Source organism: Brucella anthropi (assembly GCF_046630315.1).
GTDB classification, from domain to species: domain Bacteria; phylum Pseudomonadota; class Alphaproteobacteria; order Rhizobiales; family Rhizobiaceae; genus Brucella; species Brucella anthropi_A.
Genome location: NZ_LQBD01000007.1, coordinates 60,652 through 79,718, shown reverse-complemented (window position 1 = coordinate 79,718; position 19,067 = coordinate 60,652). Strand labels below are relative to the sequence as shown.

Below are 19,067 nucleotides of genomic sequence, written 5' to 3'. Positions count from 1 at the left end.
TATCTCCTTGCAACGAGTTTTTTCGCAAGGGGACGCAACGCAATGGATTTTTTTGCCGAATATCTGGGATTTCTTTCGACCCCCGCCGGCTGGGCCGCGCTGGTTACGCTGGTGACGATGGAAGTCGTCCTCGGTATCGACAATCTGATCTTCATCTCGATCCTCACCAACAAGCTTCCCGCTTCGCAGCAGGCCCGCGCGCGGCGCATCGGTATCGGTGCGGCGCTCATTCTGCGTCTGGCGCTTCTTTTCACGATCTCGATCATCGTCCAGCTCAAGGACCCGATCTTCGAGGCGTTCGGACACGGCTTTTCGTGGCGTGATATCATCCTGATTGCCGGCGGTCTGTTTCTTGTCTGGAAGGCGACCAAGGAAATTCACCACACGGTCGATCCCGATGACGGCAAGGAAAATATCGGCGGCAAGGTGGCGCAACTCACCATGGGTGCCGCCATCGTGCAGATTCTCATTCTCGATCTGGTTTTCTCGGTCGATTCGATCATCACCGCCGTCGGCATGACGGACGAGATCGCCATCATGGTCATTGCCGTGATCGCTGCCGTTACCGTCATGCTGCTCGCAGCCGATCCGCTGTCGCGCTTCATCGCGGCGAACCCCACCATCGTCATGCTGGCGCTGGGCTTTCTGCTGATGATCGGCATGACGCTGATTGCCGATGGGTTCGGCTTTCATGTACCGAAGGGCTATATCTATGCCGCCATGGGTTTCTCGGCGCTGGTCGAGGCGCTCAACATGCTGGCGCGGCGAAAGCGCAAGAGCCAGCAGTAAGGCTCTGTAAAAAAGCCACCCATCTCATGCCGAGCTGGGTGGCCTTGTTATTTTGACGCCGTGAAACCGGTCCGTCGTGGCAATGCGCGTGCAGAGGTCGGACCATTCGCAGCGCTCGCAGGCTTTGCGCACCATGCCGTCTGCAAAGGCGCCGCGCATTGCGGCAAGCCGCTCCGTGTCGAGTGCGAAAGGGCTTTGTGTGGAAAGCGTCAGGCCGAGAAGATCGCCCACGGCCTCCATTGCCAGCCGGTCGCGCTCACGGATGCTCGCTTCGTGGCAATGACAATCGCCCCCGCAGAGCAGGGGCGCGCAAATATCGTCAGGACCATCGACCAGAAGAATATCTTCCCCTTCGCTCAGCCGCCCGGCAATCCTGTCGTAGTTTTCGACGAAAGCCGGGCTGTAGCCTTTGCCGACATAGGTCAGCATGCAAAGGAGGTGATGGCCGCGCAGGCGTATGGTCACGGGACCGATCAGGCCTTGCCGTCGCGGGCGATGGCCTTGAGGGTGGCAGCGCCGAGAGCCGACTTGATGAGAGCGCCGATGAGGAACGGCGTCACGCCAAGGGCAACGGCCTTTTCAACGCCGATGATGCCCGACAGCCAGACGGCGCCAAGCGCAAGGCAGATCACATTGGCGGCAAGGAACGAAACGAAGGCGAGGCCGACGCGGGAACCGTTCCAGCCGCGTTCGGCCAGATAGCCGGTCAGCGCGGCAATGATCGGGAAGGAAGCGAGATAGCCTGCGGTCGGGCCTGCGAAATGGGCAAGACCACCGGCGCCGCCAGCCAGAACCGGCAGGCCGAGCATGGCTTCGCCGAGCCAGGCCAGAACCGTGGCCATGCCAAGACGCCAGCCGTAGAGCGCGCCGATCAGCGGAACGATCAGGGTCTGCAACGTGATCGGAACCGGAATCATTGGAACTTCGATCTGCGATGAGACAGCGAGAACCAGCGTGCCCAGCGCAACGGCTGCAAGGCGCATCACAGGGGAGCGGGATTCCAGGTTGAGCGGGCTGAAGGATGGGCGTGTCTGGGTGATGGTCGTCATGGCTTCCTCAAATTATAGATAAAATCGGGACACGATCTATATCTTTGTAGCGTCCCTGACGATAAACGCAAGAGGCGGCGCAAACGGAACGGTGCGTTGCGCCAGCATCAGCCCACGATCGCAAACGAATCGCGCGTCTTGCCGGAGGCCGTCTTGACCGGGCGATGTCCGATCCATTGCACATGGCGGGCAAGTATGGTGACAGCGCTCTCCACATCGCTCTCGCGCAGCGCCCGCAATATGGCGCGATGGTCGTGGTCGGTGCGGGTTTCCCATTCCGAGCGCCATGTGGCAAAGAGAAACCGGGCGCTGGCGGCGTGAAGATCATCGATGGCGGCCAGCAGGCGCGGCATGTTGCACGGTTCGAGGATGAGCCGATGGAAGCGGCGGTTGGCGTCTTCCCAGCTTCTGACATCGCGGGACTTGTCGCCTTCCAGTGTTGCCTGTTCGGCGGCATCGAGCGTTGCCTGCGTGATGTGCGGCGCGGCATGGCGCAGCGCCAGCCCCTCCAGGGCGGCCCGCATTTCCGCCACTTCCCGGATCTCGCCTATATCGAACGACGCGACCCTGACACCGCGCCGCGGCTCGGAAACGGCAAGGCCTTGCGCCTCCAGCCGCCGGAATGCTTCGCGCACCGGCACATGGCTGGTCTCGAATTCTTCGGCAATGTGATCCTGTCGCAATTTCGTGCCGGGCTCGATCTCGCCCGCAATGATGCGGTCGGCAAGAATGCGGCTGATGCGGGCGGCGATGGTTTCGCCGGGCGTGTTCTGGGCGGGCTGAATCATGAATTTATAGATAATCTTCTTTGTCTGCCCGGTCGAGCGATATTGCCTTTATTGACAGGGAATCGATGCCTGTGGCGCTTTTGCTGGACGAATGGGCCTGAATTCCTTATAACGCCGCCATTCTGCACGGAAAGCACTGTGGCCCGACATGCGGCCCTTCTCTGCTTGATCTCTGTTTCATGCGTGACGCTTTCTCCGTGCGCAGCATTTTAAACAGAACAGGGGTGCCATGGCAGGCCATTCACAGTTTAAGAATATCATGCACCGCAAGGGCCGTCAGGATGCGGTGCGGTCGAAAATGTTTTCCAAGCTCGGGCGCGAAATCACCGTCGCCGCCAAGCAGGGTCTGCCTGACCCTGCGATGAACCCGCGCCTGCGTCTGGCGATCCAGAACGCCAAGGCGCAGTCCATGCCGAAGGACAATATCGAGCGCGCCATCAAGAAGGCCGCCGGCAATGACGGCGAGAATTACGATGAAGTGCGCTATGAGGGCCGCGGCCCCGGCGGCGTATCGGTCATCGTGGAAGCGCTGACGGACAACCGCAACCGCACGGCCTCCAACGTGCGCGCAGCCTTCACGAAGTCGGGCGGCGCGCTGGGCGAAACCGGCTCGGTGTCGTTCATGTTCGACCGCGTTGGCGAAATCGTCTACAAGGCTTCCGTCGGCGATGCCGACAAGGTCATGGAAGCGGCCATCGAAGCCGGTGCCGACGATGTGCAGTCCGGCGAAGAAGAACACGTCATCATCTGCGCCTTCGAGGATATCGGCGACGTGTCGAAGGCTCTGGAAGCTTCGCTCGGCGAAGCCGAATCGATCAAGACGATCTGGAAGCCGCAGACCAATACCGAACTGGACGAGGAAAAGGCCCGTTCGGTTCTCAAGCTTCTCAACGTGCTCGAAGACGATGACGATGTGCAGAACGTCTACACCAACTTCGAAGTCAGCGACGAAGTGATGGAAAAGCTGAGCGCCTGATTTCTCGCGCTCGCAACAATGCTGCAAAACTCCCGGTCATCCGGGAGTTTTTTTATTGCGCATTGTTCTCGTCGGCAAACCGCTGCAACAGTTCTTCGTACAAGCCGTCCAGCGCATTTCGATCAGCGACATTCACCCGTTTCATCCCGTGCCGCCGTGCAGCGGCCTCCAGCTCGATATTGTCGCGCAGCGAACGTTCGATGAACCGGTCAATGGCGGTGCGGGTATGGGCATCGGCATGATCATAATCCGCCTCGCGGCATATTCGCTCGCGCAGGAAGCCTGCCTCCGCATGAAGGAAGACGCTGACTGCCGATGCCGGCGCAAGGTTCGCGATATATTCCGGGCGCAGGGCCGAGCCTTCGAGGATGAAGCCCCTGTGGGTACGGTGCATGTCCTCGATTCTCCGTTGCAGGAGAGGCCGCATGTTCGCGTGATGAACCCTCAGGAACCAATGAATGGTTTCGGAGGAAAGGGATGTGTAAAATTCCATGACGGCGGGCGGCGGCGCGGGCCAGGGACGCCCCGGATGGCGCGCAAGCCGGTCGGTGGAATCAAGATGCCATCCAAGGGCGTTCGCCAGCTTTGCCGCGAATGTGGTTTTCCCGACATGCGATGTTCCGGCAATCAACAGGCTGCCTTGCGCTTGTTCCATCGTGCTTTCCGCTGCAAAAGCACAGAAATACAGGGCGCTGCCGGTCTTCGCAAATTCAGGCAATAAAAAACCCCGCCGAAGCGGGGCCTTTTGAACCATGCAAACCGGATTAGATGCCGAGATTGCCGAAACGGTTCTTGAACTTGGTAACGCGACCGCCGCGATCGAGCAGGGTCTGCGAACCGCCCGTCCAGGCCGGATGGGTGGTCGGGTCGATATCGAGGTTCATCGTATCGCCTTCCTTGCCCCAGGTCGAGCGGGTCATGTATTCGGTGCCATCGGTCATCACGACCTTGATGGTGTGGTAGTCGGGATGGATATTGGCTTTCATCTTCTCAATCCTGAAAGTCTGGGGAGAAAAGCGCAGCCTTGACTATCGAAACTGCGGCACTTTCGCCCAATGGCAGATATGAAGACCCATTACCGACAGGCAACGGCTTCCAAAAGGGTTGGCGAGCCTATACATCAGGCGCACGGCAATAACAAGGGCGCAATCATAAGAATGGCCGACCGGGATACTGAAATTGATATGAATCACGCATTGACTACAGAAGAAAGCCGCAAACGCCGCTCGCTGAAGCCTCTGAAAAGAATGATGCCGTTTCTGGCACCCTATAAGGGACTGGTTGCGGGCGCGCTGTTTTCGCTGGTTCTGGCCGCGATGACGACCCTTGCCGTGCCCGTTGCGCTGCGGCGTATGATCGACCATGGCTTTACCGGCTCGAACGCGATCTTCGTCAATAATTATTTCGGCATGCTGGTGCTGCTTGCGCTTATCCTCGCGCTGGCTTCGGGCCTGCGCTATTTCTTCGTGATCTCGCTTGGCGAGCGGGTGGTGGCAGACCTGCGCAATGCGGTCTTTTCGCATGTGACGGCGCTTTCGCCGGAATTCTTCGACCGGTCGCAGTCGGGCGAAATCGTGTCGCGCCTCTCCTCCGATACGACGCAGATCAAGTCTGTGGTGGGGGCCACAGCCTCGGTCGCTCTGCGCAACATGATCCTGGGTGTCGGCGCGCTGGCGATGATGGTGGTCACAAGCCCAAAGCTTTCCGCTCTGGTCATTGCCGCCATCCCTATCATCGTTATTCCGCTGATCGCCTTCGGGCGCTCGGTGCGTCGCCGCTCCCGCATGACGCAGGACATGCTTGCAAGCGCCAATGCCTATGCCAGCGAACAGATCGGTGCGATGCGCACGCTGCAGGCCTTCACCAATGAGAACATGGTGGTCGGGCGTTTCGGCAGCGCGGTGGAAAAAGCCTTCCAGGCCGCACGCTCCTCCATTCAGGCGCGTGCCATCCTGACGGCTTTCGCTATTTTCCTGATCTTCTCCAGCATCGTTGCCGTGTTGTGGTTCGGTTCGCGCGATGTGCTGGCGGGCACGATGACGGCCGGTACGCTCGGCCAGTTCGTGCTTTATGCGGTGTTTGCGGGCAGTTCCTTCGGGGCCTTGTCGGAAGTGGGCGGCGAGCTTGCGCAGGCAGCCGGCGCGACGGAGCGGCTCGTCGAAATTCTGGACGAACAGCCGGGCATCGCAGCCCCCCTGAAACCTGTTGCCATGCCGGTGCCGCCGCGCGGCGAGATCGTGTTCGATTGCGTGCACTTCTCCTATCCGACGCGGCCCGATGCACCGTCGCTAAACGGCGTCAGCTTCACGGTGAAGACGGGGGAGACGGTTGCGATCGTCGGTCCGTCCGGTGCAGGCAAGAGCACGATTTTCGCGCTTGTCATGCGCTATTACGATCCGCAGTCGGGCAATATCCTGATTGATGGCGTGGCCTTGCCCGATGCGGACCCGCAGGCCGTTCGCGCGCGTATTGCGACCGTGCCGCAGGATGTGGCGATCTTCGCAACAAGCGTGCGCGAAAACATCGCCTTCGGCAGGCCGGGAGCGAGCGATGCGGAAATCGTGGCGGCGGCAAAGGCAGCCCTGGCGCATGATTTCATCATGGCGCTCGACAAGGGCTATGACACGGAAGTGGGCGAACGCGGTGTGACGCTTTCAGGCGGGCAGCGCCAGCGCATCGCCATCGCGCGGGCAATCCTGCGCGCCGCGCCCATCCTGCTGCTCGACGAGGCGACATCGGCGCTCGATGCCGAAAGCGAAATGCTGGTGCAAAAGGCGCTGGACGGGTTGATGGCTGACCGCACGACGCTTGTGGTCGCGCACCGGCTTGCAACCGTGCTCAAGGCCGACCGCATTCTCGTGCTCGACCATGGCCGTATCGTCGAAGAAGGCACACATCAAAGCCTTGTCGAAAAGGGCGGCATCTATGCCCGTCTCGCCAAGCTGCAATTCGAGGCGGGCGCGGGAGCCTTTGCCATGAAATGACGGGAAGGGCTTTGCCTTCCCGTTCTCATCCTATCGTTCGGTCAGTTTCAGCTCGATGCGCCGGTTTTTTGCGCGGGCATCCGGCGTGTCGGAGGCATCGAGCGGCTGATATTCCCCGAAGCCCGCCGCGACGAGCCGGTTGGCCGGGACGCCATTGGCGATCAGGAACTTGACGACGGCGGTGGCGCGGGCTGACGAAAGCTCCCAGTTGTCGCGGAAGCGTCCCGTGCCTGCCAGCGGCACGTTATCGGTATGGCCGTCGACGCGCAGCACCCAATTGATGTCGTCGGGGATTTCCCGATTGAGCTGGATCACCGCATCGGCGAGTTTCTTCATCTCGTCCTGACCGGCCGGATTGATATCCGCTGAACCTGTCGGGAACAGCACTTCCGACTGGAAGACGAAACGGTCGCCGACAATGCGGATATTTTCCCTGTCCGACAGGATTTCCCGCAAACGCCCGAAGAAGTCGGAGCGGTAGCGGTTCAGTTCCTGCACGCGCTGGGCCAGCGCCACATTCAGGCGGCGTCCGAGATCGGCAATCTTGGCGTTCGATTCGCGGTCACGGCTTTCAGAAGCATTGAGCGCATCTTCAAGTGCTGCGATCTGGCGGCGAAGCGCCGAAATCTGCTGGTTGAGCAATTCCACCTGGCTGAGCGCGCGGGCGCTGACCTGCTTTTCGGCATTGAGGCTTTCGGACAGTTCACCGGCGCGCTTTTCGGCTGCCGCACCCGCACCGCTGCCTTCGTTCAACAGGCTTTGCAGGCGCGAACGTTCGCTCTCGGCAGTGGAAAGCGACGCTTGCAGATTGGCGATGGTGTCCTGCATGTCCTGCGAATTACTGCGCTCCAGCGACAGGAGCTGCGTCAGTTCCTGTATCTGGCTGTTGAGGCGCGCAAGCACGCTGTCCTTGTTGTTGACCTCACGGCTGAGCAGGAATTGCGCCAGCACGAAGACGGTGAGCAGGAACATGATTGCCAAGAGCAGCGTCGTCAGCGCATCGACGAAGCCGGGCCAGTAATCGACATGCCTTTGGGAGCGGCGGTTGCGGGCAAGAGCCATGGCGTCTTACTCCGCCTTGTCCGGTCGGTCTGGCTTGCGGTCATGCGGGCGCTCGCCGATGGCCTTGGTGAGGCGGTCGAGCGTCTGGCGGATCGCCTTCTGCTCGTCTGCCTGTTTTTCCACCCAGTCACGCATGATCTGCTGTTCGCTGCGCATGTTCTTGACGAGGCCCTGTATGCCTTCGGCAAGATTGGCGAGCGCTGCCGTGGTGCGCTGCGTGGATGCCTCGCCGCCATGCAGATGCTGCAACCGGTCGGCCAGAACGCGGATTTCTTCAGTGCTTCCGGTCTGCTCTGCGCCGATATCGGAACCGAGGTCGGTGACGGAGGAAAGCCAGTTTTCCAGTTCCGTATAGAAGCGGTTTTGCGCACGGCCCGCTTGGAGATCGAGAAAGCCGAGAATGAGTGAGCCGGAAAGGCCGAACAGCGATGACGAGAAAGCCGTGCCCATGCCGGAGAGCGGAGCCTGCAACCCCGCTTTCAATGCATCGAGAACATCGCCGGTGCTGCCGGAACTGGGGTCGAGGGTCTGGATGGTGCGTCCGATGGACCCGACGGTTTCCAGAAGGCCCCAGAAAGTGCCAAGGAGGCCCAGAAACACCAGAAGCCCGATCAGGTAGCGCGATATATCGCGGCTTTCGTCAAGGCGTGTCGCGATGGAATCGAGGATCGACCGCATGGATGAGGTCGACAGCGCCATCGACTGGCGGCGGCCGATCAAAGCGCGCATCGGCGCCAGCAGGACGGGCGGGCGCGTGGTGCCTTCGCGGTCGCCGTCGCGGAACGAGTTGACCCAGCGGATTTCCGGCAGAAGCCGCAGCACCTGCCCGAAAGCCAGCAGGATGCCGACCAGCAGAACGCCGAGAATAAGCCCGTTGAGACCGGGATTGGTGACGAAGAAAGTATGAATCTGCCGCATCAGGATCGCAGCCAGAAAGGCCACGATAAGGATGAAGATCACCATGGAGAGAATGACGATGCGCGGGCTCGACAGGCGGTAGGGGTCGTAATCGCGTCCCTCATCCAGACGGTCCCGGGAAAGTCTCAAATCGCTCATGCGCTGCGCTCCATGGTCGCGTGTTTGAACTGGAGCCTACTTCATTAATTCATGAAGCGGAATCGTCTGGATACGAAATAATGAAGGCAAAAATGCTTCAGAGCCTGTTCCAAAAGTCTCCATGCCGGTCTGCAAATGGCGCTTTTCTGCGTTTCGGTACTCATGTAGCATTCTCTGGCGCATAGCTCCGAAAAGTCTGCAACTTTTCGGAGCTATGCTTTAAGTACATTCCGCTCCGGTACTCGAACATCACCATTTTCGCCACGGCCTGCCGTCTTTGGATTCAGGCTCCAAGCGCGCCGCTTTCATACGGCGCGCTGAATAGAAAGCGGACAATGCCGGAACTGGATCAGATCGGCTTGTTGATCGTCTTCAGCAAGGCTTTCTGGATGACTTCATTGCCTGCAACGATGGTTTTGGTGCCGAAAATATCCTGCCCGCCGCTCTTGTCCGAGACAAAACCGCCGGCTTCGCGGATCATCAGCATGCCCGCGCCGAGGTCCCAGGGGTGCATGCCGTCTTCCCAGAAGCCATCCAGACGACCGCCCGCGACATAGGCAAGATCGAGCGCGACCGCGCCCATGCGGCGGATGCCGGCCGTTTCGGCCATGACGTTGCGCAGTTCGACCAGATAACGGCCATGATGGCCGCGGCCCAGATGCGGGATACCCGTTCCGATGACGGAATCGACCAGCTTGTTGCGCGATGCGACGCGCAGGCGGCGGTCGTTCAGGAATGCGCCACCGCCGCGTTCTGCGGTGTAGAGTTCATCCATGGCCGGATTGTAGATGACGCCGGCAACGATCTGTCCCTGGCGCTCAAGCGCGATGGAGACTGCGAAGACCGGAATGCCGTGCAGGAAATTCGTGGTGCCGTCGAGCGGGTCGACCAGCCAGCGATGCTGTCCGTCCTTGGCTTCAACCTCGCCGGATTCTTCCATCAGGAAACCATAATCCGGGCGGGCGCGGCTCAATTCCGTGTAGACGATCTTTTCGGCGCGGCGGTCGGCCTGGCTGACATAATCGCCGGGGCCCTTGAGGGAAACCTGAAGATTCTGGACTTCGCCAAAATCACGGGCGAGGCTGCGGCCGGCCTTCATGGCGGCCTGTACCATAACGTTGAGAAGGGCTGAGCGGGCCATTTCATTGTCCTTGTAAGCACGATCCCGAAGCGTGGATTTGGAGAGGGATCACGCAGTTAGTCATAAAAAGGGAGCGAACATCCAGCCACGAACATGCGCGCTGGACGGTCGGGGAATTGAGCGGTCTGAGAAAGAACGGTCGCAAAAGGCGACATGCGGCGCCCGGTGGGACGCCGCATATTTGTGCGGATCAGGCGCGGCTGACGTAGGTGAGTTCGTTGGTGTCGACGATCACGCGCTCGCCCGATTCGATGAATGGCGGAACGAGGATGCGGATGCCGTTTTCAAGCACGGCCGGCTTGTAGGACGAGGCAGCGGTCTGGCCCTTGACGACCGGATCGGCTTCGGTGATGGCGAGCGTGACCTGATCCGGCAGGCGGATGCCGATCGGCTTTTCTTCATAAAGTTCAACCGTGACCATCATGCCGTCCTGCAGGAAGGCGGAACGGTCGCCGACGAAATCCTTGGCCAGTTCAAGCTGTTCGTAGGATTCGGTGTCCATGAAGATCAGCGCATCGCCCTGTTCGTAGAGGAACGAGAAATCCTTCTGTTCCAGACGAACGCGCTCGACGGTTTCAGCAGCGCGGAAACGTTCGTTGAGCTTGGTGCCGTTGATGAGGTTCTTCAGTTCGACCTGATTGTAGGCGCCGCCCTTGCCGGGCTTGACGGCATTGGTCTTGACCGCAACCCACAGGCCGCCAGCATGTTCGATGACATTGCCGGGGCGGATTTCGTTACCATTGATCTTCATGAGCTTGATCCGGAATGAAAATGTGAAACCATGTGCGGTTCGGCGACGACGAAAAGGCAATCTCCAGAGATTGCGCACCTGCCCTATGATCGAACCGCGATAATCGGGTTTCCAAGACCATAAAACGGCGTCTTGCGCAAGCCTGAGCGCGAAAAGAGAGGTCATCCAGCCTGAAAAATCGTCCGAAAATCAGCGAACGCGCAGATTGTTGGCGGTTTCGATAGCCTGCTTGATCTGGTCGTCAGCCAATCCGTCCATCATGTCATTGAGGTCCGGCGCGCGGAAACCGGCGCGCTGGGCGACGATATACCAGGCCGCAGCTTTCACCAGATCGCCTTCGGTGCCGATGCCGTCGCGATAGAGGCGGGCGAGCCATGCCTGCGCCATCACCATGCCGCGCTGGGCGCCCAGTCGCATCCAGCCAAACCCCTGTTCGTAATCGCGGTCGCCGCCGCGCCCCTCGATCAGCCAGCGGCCAAGATCGAACTGCGCTGTGTCGTAGCCTTGCGCGGCTGCGAGCAGGAGATAGGTGCGCGCCTTCCTGTCGTCGCGGGGAATGGTGGGGGTGCCATTGGCATAGATCTGGCTGACCGCATATTGCCCGTCAGCCAGTTTGGCTTCCGCCGCCTTTTCGAACCACGGGAAGGCGAGGTCCAGCCCCGGCTTGCCGGGCGTTTTCACCATCAGCATCTGGCCGTAGTTGAACTGGGCCATGGCATTGCCGCCCTCGGCCGCTTTCTTCATCAGTTCCTCGGCCTTGACCGGGTCCTTCTTGACATAGGTGCCCTGAAGCAGAAGCGCTGCATAACGGAACTGCGCTTCGACAACACCGTTATTGGCGGCCTTTTCATACCACTGCGCCGCCAGTTTCTGGTTGGCGGGAACGCCAAGGCCGCGCGCATAAATTTCGGCGATGAGTGTCTGCGATGCCGGATCGCCCTTTTCAGCCTGCGGCTTGGCCAGATTGAAGGCTGTCAGATAAAGGCCGCGCTGAAACGCGCCGAAAGCCTCGTCCGCGGGCTTGTCGCCAAAGCGGCTCGGATCGATGGGCGGCATCGGTTCCGTGGTTGCCGGCTGCGGGAGCATGACCGGCCCTGACGGCTTGTCGGCCTTCTTGTCCTTGTGATTGCCCTGATGGCTGGTTTTCTGACCGTGCGCCGGCTCGCCTGCGGCCAAAGCGGGGAGAACCGGCAGCGCGAATGTCAGAATGGCAGCGAGAAGAAATCTGTTCTTCATGGGCATCGGCAAGACCTTGATGACGGAATCAGTTTTCAAAGCGCGGCGCTTTTTCGTCAAGCAGCCGGTTGGCTTCCGCGACAGCCTTTGCGGGGTCTTCGGCGTCGAAGACGGCGCGTCCGAGGGCCACGAAATCCGCGCCGGTTTCGGCTGCGGGGATAATGCTTTCCAGCGCGCTTCCGGCCTGTGCGATGCAGGGTATCTCCACCATCTGCGCCCACCATCCGGCCAGCGACAGGTTGCGCGGATGGGCGTCCGGCTTGTTGTCCGCGCCGATCTTGCCGAAAAAGACATAATCGGGCTGCAATTCGCCGATTTCCATCGCGCCATGGCGGTCGCGCAGGTTGCCCGTGCCGACAATCATCTTCGGCGTGTGTTTTTCGATTGCATCGGCGAGATCTGCGGCCTTGCCTTCGATGTGGATGCCATCCGCCCCGACGCGTCCTGCGATGCGCGTATCGTTGAGGATCAGCGCGGCAGCGCCCTTCTCCTGAATGACGGGAATGGCCTTTTCGGCCGCGGCCTGGAAGGTGGCCTCGTCGAGATCGCCGGTGTCGAGAATGACGCTTGCGACGTCACCGCCCGAGAGCGCGGACGTCAAAAGCCTTGCGAGAGCCGCGCCGTCGGCAAGCGGTGGCGCAACCAGCACGATGCGGCAGCGTTCGGTTTCAGTCTGGTGAGCGGGCGTGTTCATGAGCCAAGCCTAACGGGAAAAACATGATGGAATTCGGGCAATAGAAGCACTGTGTTTACCGGAAAGGGAAGCAGCGCTCTATCTATTTGTTTTGTCGCATCTATGCGACGCAGTTGCGCTTCGGCAAGTCTTCATTGGCGAAACACCCTTCGGTTCGCGCCTGTCGGGGCTGGCATAATGTTATCCACTGGAACGAAAGTTGATCGGAACCAACCCGGTTCTGCCGGGATTAACGCGTATATAAGCCACATCAATACCGGGTGCTGAAAACCCGGAAAACGTGTGGAACTGTTCCGGCCACCCAGCCGGAACGACACGAAGAAGATTGGAAAGCCGCGCAGTCCCAAGTGCATGTGCTTTCCCCAACGATAGGCAGACTGGCACATGAATATTGCGACCGCTAGAGAAGCGATGCCCGCACAACCCGCGAAAATGCGCGACACGCGCATCGACGTGTTCCGTGCGCTCGCGCTGCTGACGATCTTCATCAACCACGTGCCCGGCACGATCTACGAGCATTTCACGCACAAGAATCTGGGCTTCTCCGATTCTGCCGAGGCTTTCGTGCTGATTTCCGGCATGGCGGTGGCGCTGGCCTATGGATCGAAATTCGCGCCCGGCAACCGCCTGCTCCTCTCGCTCAAGATGTGGCGCCGCGCCGGCGTGCTTTATACCACGCACATCATGACAACCATGGCGACCATCGCCATCTTCGCCTCCGCCGCCCTTTTCCTGAAGCGGTCGGAGCTGCTTACGCAGATCAATATCGCGCCGCTGGTCAAGCATCCGGTCGAGGCGCTGTTCGGCATCGTCACCATGGGCCATCAGCTTGGCTATAACAACATCCTGTCGATGTATGCCGTGATGCTGGTGCTGACGCCGATCCTGCTTATGCTGGCACGCATCAGCCTGCCGCTCATGCTCGGCGTTTCCGGCACGGTCTGGTTCCTGTCGGGCCTCTATCACGTTGCGCCGGTCAATTACCCGACCGAAGGCGTCTGGTTCCTCAATCCGCTGTCATGGCAGTTCCTGTTTGCGATCGGTATCGCAGGCGTGATGCATGTGCGCCGCGGCGGCGCTTTGCCGAAGCATCCGCTGCTCATCGGTCTTGCCGTCGGCTATCTCGTGCTGGCGCTTGCCTGGGTGCGCATCCCGCTTTGGGGTATCGATGCATCGATGGGCCTGCCGATGGTTCTCACCGGTTTCGACAAGACATTCCTGTCGGGCCCGCGCCTCCTGCACGTGCTGGCGATTGCCTATCTTATCGCCGTCGTCCCGACGCTGAACAACATCGCCCGGACCGCGCCGGACAGCCCGCTTGCCATTCTCGGCAAGCATTCGCTGCCGGTCTTCATCGCCGGTACGCTGCTGGCAATGGTGGCGCAGGTGATGAAACTCGTGAACCCTGGCGGCCTGCCTTACGACACGCTGCTGATCGCAACCGGCATCGTCATGCAGTTCGCGCTGGCCTATTATCTTGAATGGCTGCCGACCATCGGCTGGAGCAAGAAGGGCGCGCCCGCTTCGGCAAAGCCCGCCGTTCCGGCTGCCGAACCCGTCAAGATGCAGGTTACCTCAAGTGCCAAGCCGGCGATGCAGCGCTATTAACCAACCATCAGCCAGCCGCCCATTCCGGGCGGCTTTTCTTTGCGTGAAAAACGCCGGATTGCGCGGAATAATCCACAGCGCGCGGCTGAAATTAACCATTCATTAATCTTAAGAATGTTAAATGGTTTACATCCAGTTCGGCTGGATTCTTACCGAGTGGTTTAGCCACTCTGTTTGACGCCTCCCTGTTAAACTCCTGAGAGCCGCCATCGCGGCTCTTTTTTTATGCGCTTTTTGCCGCGCCCGCATTTTCGTCAAAAGCCTGCAAAAATGTTAACCGAACGTTAAACATAAACTTGCGCGACCGTGCATGAAGGTGCAGTTTGTCGTGGACTTGTTTAGCACAGCTGTTCCGTCCCAGCCTCCCCCATGGTCGAACAGCGGTTCAATGGTTTCATTCGTATGCGCCCGGGATCCGGCCTGGCGAATACGGCAACGGAATGGGCCGCCGATAGAGGCGGTCATGCAAGGTGGCAGAGCAGTGATTAGCGAACAGGGTCAGATGCCGAGCAATATGATCAGCCTCGCGGAGCGCATGGTGTTTTCGGATTCGTTCAAGCCGATCTACGCGCAAGGCATGGATATGGTCGAGGAAGCGGCGAGCTATCTCGACAGCGAGGGCCGTGAGGAAGCGCGCAATCTTTCACGTATTGCCGCGACGCTCTATGCCGCCGAATCGATGCGGCTGACCACGCGCCTGATGCAGATCGCTTCCTGGCTGCTTCTCCAGCGCGCGGCGCGCAGCGGAGAAATGTCCCGCCAGCAGGTCGCCGCCGAAAAGGCCAAGGTGCGTCTTGATACGCCCTCGGCAGGCGAAGCGGCACAGGGCTGGTCTGAGCTGCCTGCGGCGTTCAGGGAACTGGTTGAACGGTCGATGCGCCTTCAGGCCCGTGTGCGCCGCATGGACCGTGAGGTCTATGGTGAAGTGGTTTCGCTGCAAGGTGTTTCGCGCGGCAATCCGGTTTCCGAACAGATCGTATTGCTGAAGACTGCTTTCGGCGCTTCGTAACGGCGCAACCATATTTGTGCCCATGGGGTACATGTTTCTCTTTTGTTCACTTTTCTACTGTCAAGTGAATCCGTCTGAGGATAGGGTTCGCTTATGAAGGAAACGATTCGCATCATTGGCATTGATCCGGGCCTGCGCCGCACCGGCTGGGGCATTGTCGAATCGCTGGGCAATTCGCTGCATTTCATCGGTTCGGGCACTGTGACCTCGAATGCCGAGATGGATCTGGCATCGCGCCTCTGCCAGCTTCATGAAGGGCTTTCCAAGGTCCTGCATGACTATATGCCGCATGAGGCAGCCGTCGAACATACCTTCGTCAACAAGGACGCAACGGCAACGCTGAAACTGGGGCAGGCGCGCGGCATTGCGCTGCTGGCTCCGGCGCAGGCAGGATTGCCCGTCGCCGAATATGCGCCCAATGCCGTGAAGAAAGCGGTGATCGGCGTCGGGCATGGTGAAAAGCAGCAGATCCATATGATGGTGAAAGTGCTGATGCCGCGTGCTTCGTTCGATACGAGCGACGCCGCCGATGCGCTGGCCATCGCCATTTGTCATGCGCATCACCGGCAGAGCATCGCCAGTGCGCGCCGGTTGCAACAACTTATCGCGTAGGTGGCCATGATCGGTAAGCTTAAGGGTGTGATCGATGAAATCGCCGAGGATCATGCCGTCATCGACGTGCATGGCGTCGGTTATGTCGCGTTTTGTTCGGCGCGCACGCTCGGCAATCTCGGCGGCGCGGGCGAGGCGGCGGTGCTGTTCATCGAAACCTATGTCCGCGAGGACATGATCCGCCTTTATGGGTTCGCCAATCAGCTTGAACGCGAATGGTTCCGCCTGTTGCAGAATGTGCAGGGCGTGGGCGCCAAGGTGGCGTTGGCGGTGCTGGGCACGCTGTCGCCGTCGGAACTGGCCAATGCAATTGCGCTGCGTGACATTGCCATGGTGTCGCGCGCGCCGGGTGTGGGCAAGAAGGTTGCAGAGCGCATCGTCACGGAATTGAAGAACAAGGCTCCCGCCTTTGCCGGGGAGGCGAGCGGCACCATCGGCCTCAAGCAGGAGCTTGGCGCAGGCGCGGCGCCTGCGCCGGTTGCCGATGCGGTATCGGCGCTTTCCAACCTTGGCTATTCGCGCGATCAGGCGGCGAATGCCGTTGCAGCCGCCCTGAAGGAAGCGGGCGAGAACGCCGATTCGGCCAAGCTCATCCGGCTGGGTTTGAAGGAACTTTCCCGATGATGGACTGCCGGGCGAGAGACTTGCCTGAACATGATGTTCATGCGAGGAGGGTGGCATGAGCGACCGCAACCCTCTCATTGATGCCGATAGACGCGTGGACGAAGACAACACGCTGCGCCCGCAGACGCTTGACGATTTTGTGGGCCAGGCGGCGGCGCGCGCCAATCTGAAAGTGTTCATCGAAGCGGCCAAGGTGCGCGGCGAGGCGCTGGACCATGTTCTGTTTGTCGGGCCGCCCGGCCTCGGCAAGACGACGCTGGCGCAGATCATGGCCAAGGAACTGGGCGTCAATTTCCGCTCCACATCCGGGCCGGTCATCGCCAAGGCGGGCGATCTGGCGGCGCTTCTGACCAATCTGGAAGAGCGCGACGTTCTGTTCATCGATGAAATCCATCGCCTGAGCCCCGCCGTGGAAGAAATTCTCTATCCGGCGATGGAGGATTTCCAGCTCGATCTCATCATCGGTGAAGGTCCTGCCGCGCGCTCGGTCAAGATCGATCTGGCCAAGTTCACGCTCGTTGCGGCAACCACACGCCTCGGGCTTTTGACCACGCCTCTGCGGGACCGTTTCGGCATTCCGGTGCGGCTCAATTTCTACACGGTTGAGGAACTGGAATATATCGTTCGGCGCGGCGCGCGCATCATGCAGATGGGCATTTCGCCGGATGGCGCGGTGGAAGTCGCGCGCCGTTCACGCGGCACGCCGCGTATTGCCGGGCGGCTGTTGCGCCGCGTGCGCGATTTTGCGCTGGTCGCCGGCGCCGATGTCATTGACCGCAAGATCGCCGATGAGGCGCTGTCGCGGCTTGAGGTGGACAATCGCGGGCTGGATCAGCTTGACCGGCGTTATCTCAACATCATCGCGCGCAATTTCGGCGGCGGTCCGGTGGGGATCGAAACCATCGCCGCCGGCCTGTCCGAGCCGCGCGATGCGATTGAAGACATTATCGAGCCCTATCTGATCCAGCAGGGTTTCCTGCAACGCACGCCGCGCGGCCGGGTGCTCACGGCTGTCGCCTGGCAGCATCTGGGACTGCCTGCGCCCGCTGAAATCATCCAGCAGTCGCAATACGGCCTCTTCATGGAAGACGAATGACCGACAAGCAGCAACAGGCCGTATCCGGCGAACTCAAAGACGGCGCGCATCTGCTTCATGCGCGCATTTATTATGCCGATACGGATTTTTCCGGCTTCGTTTATCACGGCCGCTATCTGGAATTCTATGAGCGCGGACGCACGGATTTCCTGCGCTTGCAGGATGTTCACCATATCGAGCTGGCCGAAGGTGCGCTCGGCGAAGAAATGGTCTGGGTCGTTCGCCGCATGGAGATCGACTACAAATCGCCCGCCAGGATGGACGACCTTATTCTGATTGAAACGCGTGTCAGCGAAATTCGCGGCGCGCGGGTCATCATGGCGCAGAAGATCACCTGCGAAGGGCGGCTTCTTTCAGAGGCGAAGGTCGAGGCCGTGATGATTACCAAGGAAGGCCATCCGCGCCGCATTCCCGATGAGTGGCGGGAAGCCTTTACCAGCAGCTGCAAGGATTGAATTCAGGACGGCTCCACGGACTATCTCCGCTGGCGTGTTCGATACGAAATTCTGCGCTCTACCGGCAAATATGCCTATCTGGGCAAATGCTAACGCATCTTTAACCATAATATTCCATTAATCACCCTGACGGAATCGGTTGAGAGGCGAGGTTAAAGCGCAGCGCCTTCCTTTCACCAAAATTAACCGCAACAAGCGCCTGATGGATTTAAAGTTGAAATCCGGGAATGGCGGTTGCGGTGCGAAGTGTCGGCCGCCCGTCGGGCAGGTACGGCTTCAGGTAAAAAGCTGCGCGGGTTTGGGGCGTCTGTTTTCAGACGTTGAGTAACGGATTTGCGATACCGCCCGGTCATGTGGCCGGGCGTTTGGATTCGAGGATGGTGGATCGATGGAAAATGTTGCGTTAGCGGCCCCCGCCGCCGATGTTACCCTCTGGGGCCTGTTCATGCAGGCGAACTGGGTCGTCAAGCTGGTTATGCTTGGCCTGCTGTTCGCCTCGATCTGGACCTGGGCTATCATCGTGGACAAGACGATTGCCTACGGACGGGCACGGCGCGCGATTGATCGCTTCGAGCAGACCTTCTGGTCCGGCCAGTCGCTGGAGGAACTCTATCGCAATCTCGGCGAACGCCGCACCACCGGCATGGCGTCCATCTTCATGGCTGCGATGCGCGAGTGGAAAAAATCATTCGAGAAGGGCGCCCGCTCGCCCATCGGCCTCCAGATGCGCATCGACAAGGCCATGGATGTCGCGCTGGCGCGTGAAAGTGAAAAGCTCGATTCGCGCCTGGGCTTTCTGGCGACCATCGGCTCCGCGGCTCCCTTCATCGGCCTGTTCGGCACGGTCGTCGGTATCATGACCTCGTTCCAGGCCATCGCCGCTTCCAAGAACACCAGCCTTGCCGTTGTGGCGCCCGGTATCGCGGAAGCGCTTCTGGCCACCGCAATCGGCCTTCTTGCCGCTATTCCTGCCGTTATCGCCTATAACAAGCTGTCGGCGGATGCGGGCAAGATCGGCGGACGGCTGGAAGGCTTCGCGGACGAGTTTTCCGCCATACTGTCGCGCCAAATTGATGAGAAGCTGACGCCGCGTAATTAAGCGGCATCAGCATCGAGTGTAATTTCAGCCTTCGGGAA

The 19,067-nt window shown here is 60.1% G+C and carries 21 protein-coding genes; 10 read left to right on the top strand and 11 right to left on the bottom strand.

Features of this window, described 5'->3' with window-relative positions; all coding sequences use genetic code 11:
• Nucleotides 1–42 precede the first annotated feature (42 nt).
• Complete coding sequence (locus AVM02_RS05335; protein ID WP_411505952.1) at nt 43–789, top strand: TerC family protein; 747 nt, start codon at nt 43–45, stop codon at nt 787–789.
• Between the two features lie 24 nt (nt 790–813).
• Here the strand turns inward: AVM02_RS05335 and AVM02_RS05330 are convergent, their stop codons facing one another.
• The 3 genes from AVM02_RS05330 to AVM02_RS05320 all read right to left on the bottom strand — a co-directional run bounded on the left by AVM02_RS05330 (nt 814) and on the right by AVM02_RS05320 (nt 2,626).
• Nucleotides 814–1,254, bottom strand: a complete 441-nt coding sequence (locus AVM02_RS05330; RefSeq protein WP_411505951.1) for a DUF1284 domain-containing protein — start codon at nt 1,252–1,254, stop codon at nt 814–816.
• An 8-nt stretch (nt 1,255–1,262) separates the two neighbouring features.
• Complete coding sequence (locus AVM02_RS05325; RefSeq protein WP_411505950.1) at nt 1,263–1,838, bottom strand: biotin transporter BioY; 576 nt, start codon at nt 1,836–1,838, stop codon at nt 1,263–1,265.
• Between the two features lie 107 nt (nt 1,839–1,945).
• Nucleotides 1,946–2,626, bottom strand: coding sequence for a GntR family transcriptional regulator (locus AVM02_RS05320; protein ID WP_411505949.1), 681 nt, complete (start codon nt 2,624–2,626; stop codon nt 1,946–1,948).
• Between the two features lie 229 nt (nt 2,627–2,855).
• Between AVM02_RS05320 and AVM02_RS05315 the strand changes: the two genes are divergently transcribed.
• The gene (locus AVM02_RS05315) at nt 2,856–3,602 is read left to right on the top strand and encodes a YebC/PmpR family DNA-binding transcriptional regulator (protein ID WP_411505948.1); all 747 of its coding nucleotides are present in this window, start codon (nt 2,856–2,858) and stop codon (nt 3,600–3,602) included.
• Nucleotides 3,603–3,654: 52 nt separating this feature from the next.
• Here AVM02_RS05315 and AVM02_RS05310 read toward each other — a convergent pair whose 3' ends face one another.
• Both AVM02_RS05310 and rpmE read right to left on the bottom strand, forming a co-directional pair.
• On the bottom strand, nt 3,655–4,257 hold the full coding sequence (locus tag AVM02_RS05310; RefSeq protein ID WP_411505947.1) for a hypothetical protein: 603 nt from the start codon (nt 4,255–4,257) through the stop codon (nt 3,655–3,657).
• Nucleotides 4,258–4,366: 109 nt separating this feature from the next.
• On the bottom strand, nt 4,367–4,588 hold the full coding sequence (gene rpmE, locus AVM02_RS05305) for a 50S ribosomal protein L31 (protein ID WP_002964804.1): 222 nt from the start codon (nt 4,586–4,588) through the stop codon (nt 4,367–4,369).
• Nucleotides 4,589–4,657: 69 nt separating this feature from the next.
• Here rpmE and AVM02_RS05300 point away from each other — a divergent pair, with 69 nt between their 5' ends.
• A complete protein-coding gene (locus tag AVM02_RS05300) occupies nt 4,658–6,586 on the top strand; it encodes an ABC transporter transmembrane domain-containing protein (protein ID WP_411505946.1) in 1,929 nt (642 codons plus the stop codon).
• 30 nt (nt 6,587–6,616) lie between these two features.
• On the opposite strand, the gene AVM02_RS05295 is transcribed toward AVM02_RS05300, so the two are convergent.
• The 6 genes from AVM02_RS05295 to AVM02_RS05270 form a co-directional block, all read right to left on the bottom strand.
• Nucleotides 6,617–7,648 (bottom strand): peptidoglycan -binding protein, encoded by a 1,032-nt coding sequence (locus AVM02_RS05295; RefSeq protein WP_411505945.1) that lies wholly within the window; start codon nt 7,646–7,648, stop codon nt 6,617–6,619.
• Nucleotides 7,649–7,654: 6 nt separating this feature from the next.
• Nucleotides 7,655–8,704 carry a flagellar motor protein MotA gene (locus AVM02_RS05290; RefSeq protein WP_411505944.1) on the bottom strand — a complete coding sequence of 350 codons (1,050 nt, stop codon included), beginning with the start codon at nt 8,702–8,704 and terminating at the stop codon, nt 7,655–7,657.
• 349 nt (nt 8,705–9,053) lie between these two features.
• Nucleotides 9,054–9,845 (bottom strand): inositol monophosphatase family protein, encoded by a 792-nt coding sequence (locus AVM02_RS05285; protein ID WP_411505943.1) that lies wholly within the window; start codon nt 9,843–9,845, stop codon nt 9,054–9,056.
• Between the two features lie 190 nt (nt 9,846–10,035).
• Entirely contained in the window at nt 10,036–10,596 is a 561-nt protein-coding gene (gene efp, locus AVM02_RS05280; RefSeq protein ID WP_411505942.1) for an elongation factor P, read from the bottom strand.
• Between the two features lie 189 nt (nt 10,597–10,785).
• Complete coding sequence (locus tag AVM02_RS05275) at nt 10,786–11,832, bottom strand: tetratricopeptide repeat protein (protein ID WP_411505941.1); 1,047 nt, start codon at nt 11,830–11,832, stop codon at nt 10,786–10,788.
• Nucleotides 11,833–11,860: 28 nt separating this feature from the next.
• Nucleotides 11,861–12,526 carry a thiamine phosphate synthase gene (locus tag AVM02_RS05270; protein WP_411505940.1) on the bottom strand — a complete coding sequence of 222 codons (666 nt, stop codon included), beginning with the start codon at nt 12,524–12,526 and terminating at the stop codon, nt 11,861–11,863.
• A 411-nt stretch (nt 12,527–12,937) separates the two neighbouring features.
• Here AVM02_RS05270 and AVM02_RS05265 point away from each other — a divergent pair, with 411 nt between their 5' ends.
• The 7 genes from AVM02_RS05265 (at nt 12,938) to tolQ (ending at nt 19,029) form a co-directional block, all read left to right on the top strand.
• On the top strand, nt 12,938–14,134 hold the full coding sequence (locus tag AVM02_RS05265) for an OpgC family protein (protein WP_411505939.1): 1,197 nt from the start codon (nt 12,938–12,940) through the stop codon (nt 14,132–14,134).
• Nucleotides 14,135–14,636: 502 nt separating this feature from the next.
• Complete coding sequence (locus AVM02_RS05260) at nt 14,637–15,143, top strand: DUF1465 family protein (protein WP_411506013.1); 507 nt, start codon at nt 14,637–14,639, stop codon at nt 15,141–15,143.
• A gap of 93 nt (nt 15,144–15,236) precedes the next feature.
• A complete protein-coding gene (ruvC, locus tag AVM02_RS05255) occupies nt 15,237–15,755 on the top strand; it encodes a crossover junction endodeoxyribonuclease RuvC (RefSeq protein WP_112591408.1) in 519 nt (172 codons plus the stop codon).
• Nucleotides 15,756–15,761: 6 nt separating this feature from the next.
• Nucleotides 15,762–16,379, top strand: a complete 618-nt coding sequence (gene ruvA / locus AVM02_RS05250; protein WP_411505938.1) for a Holliday junction branch migration protein RuvA — start codon at nt 15,762–15,764, stop codon at nt 16,377–16,379.
• A gap of 55 nt (nt 16,380–16,434) precedes the next feature.
• Nucleotides 16,435–17,475 carry a Holliday junction branch migration DNA helicase RuvB gene (gene ruvB / locus AVM02_RS05245; RefSeq protein ID WP_411505937.1) on the top strand — a complete coding sequence of 347 codons (1,041 nt, stop codon included), beginning with the start codon at nt 16,435–16,437 and terminating at the stop codon, nt 17,473–17,475.
• Nucleotides 17,472–17,930, top strand: a complete 459-nt coding sequence (locus tag AVM02_RS05240) for a YbgC/FadM family acyl-CoA thioesterase (RefSeq protein WP_411505936.1) — start codon at nt 17,472–17,474, stop codon at nt 17,928–17,930. Before ruvB ends, AVM02_RS05240 begins: the two co-directional genes overlap by 4 nt.
• Nucleotides 17,931–18,318: 388 nt before the next feature.
• Nucleotides 18,319–19,029 carry a protein TolQ gene (tolQ, locus tag AVM02_RS05235; RefSeq protein WP_010661376.1) on the top strand — a complete coding sequence of 237 codons (711 nt, stop codon included), beginning with the start codon at nt 18,319–18,321 and terminating at the stop codon, nt 19,027–19,029.
• Nucleotides 19,030–19,067: the final 38 nt, after the last annotated feature.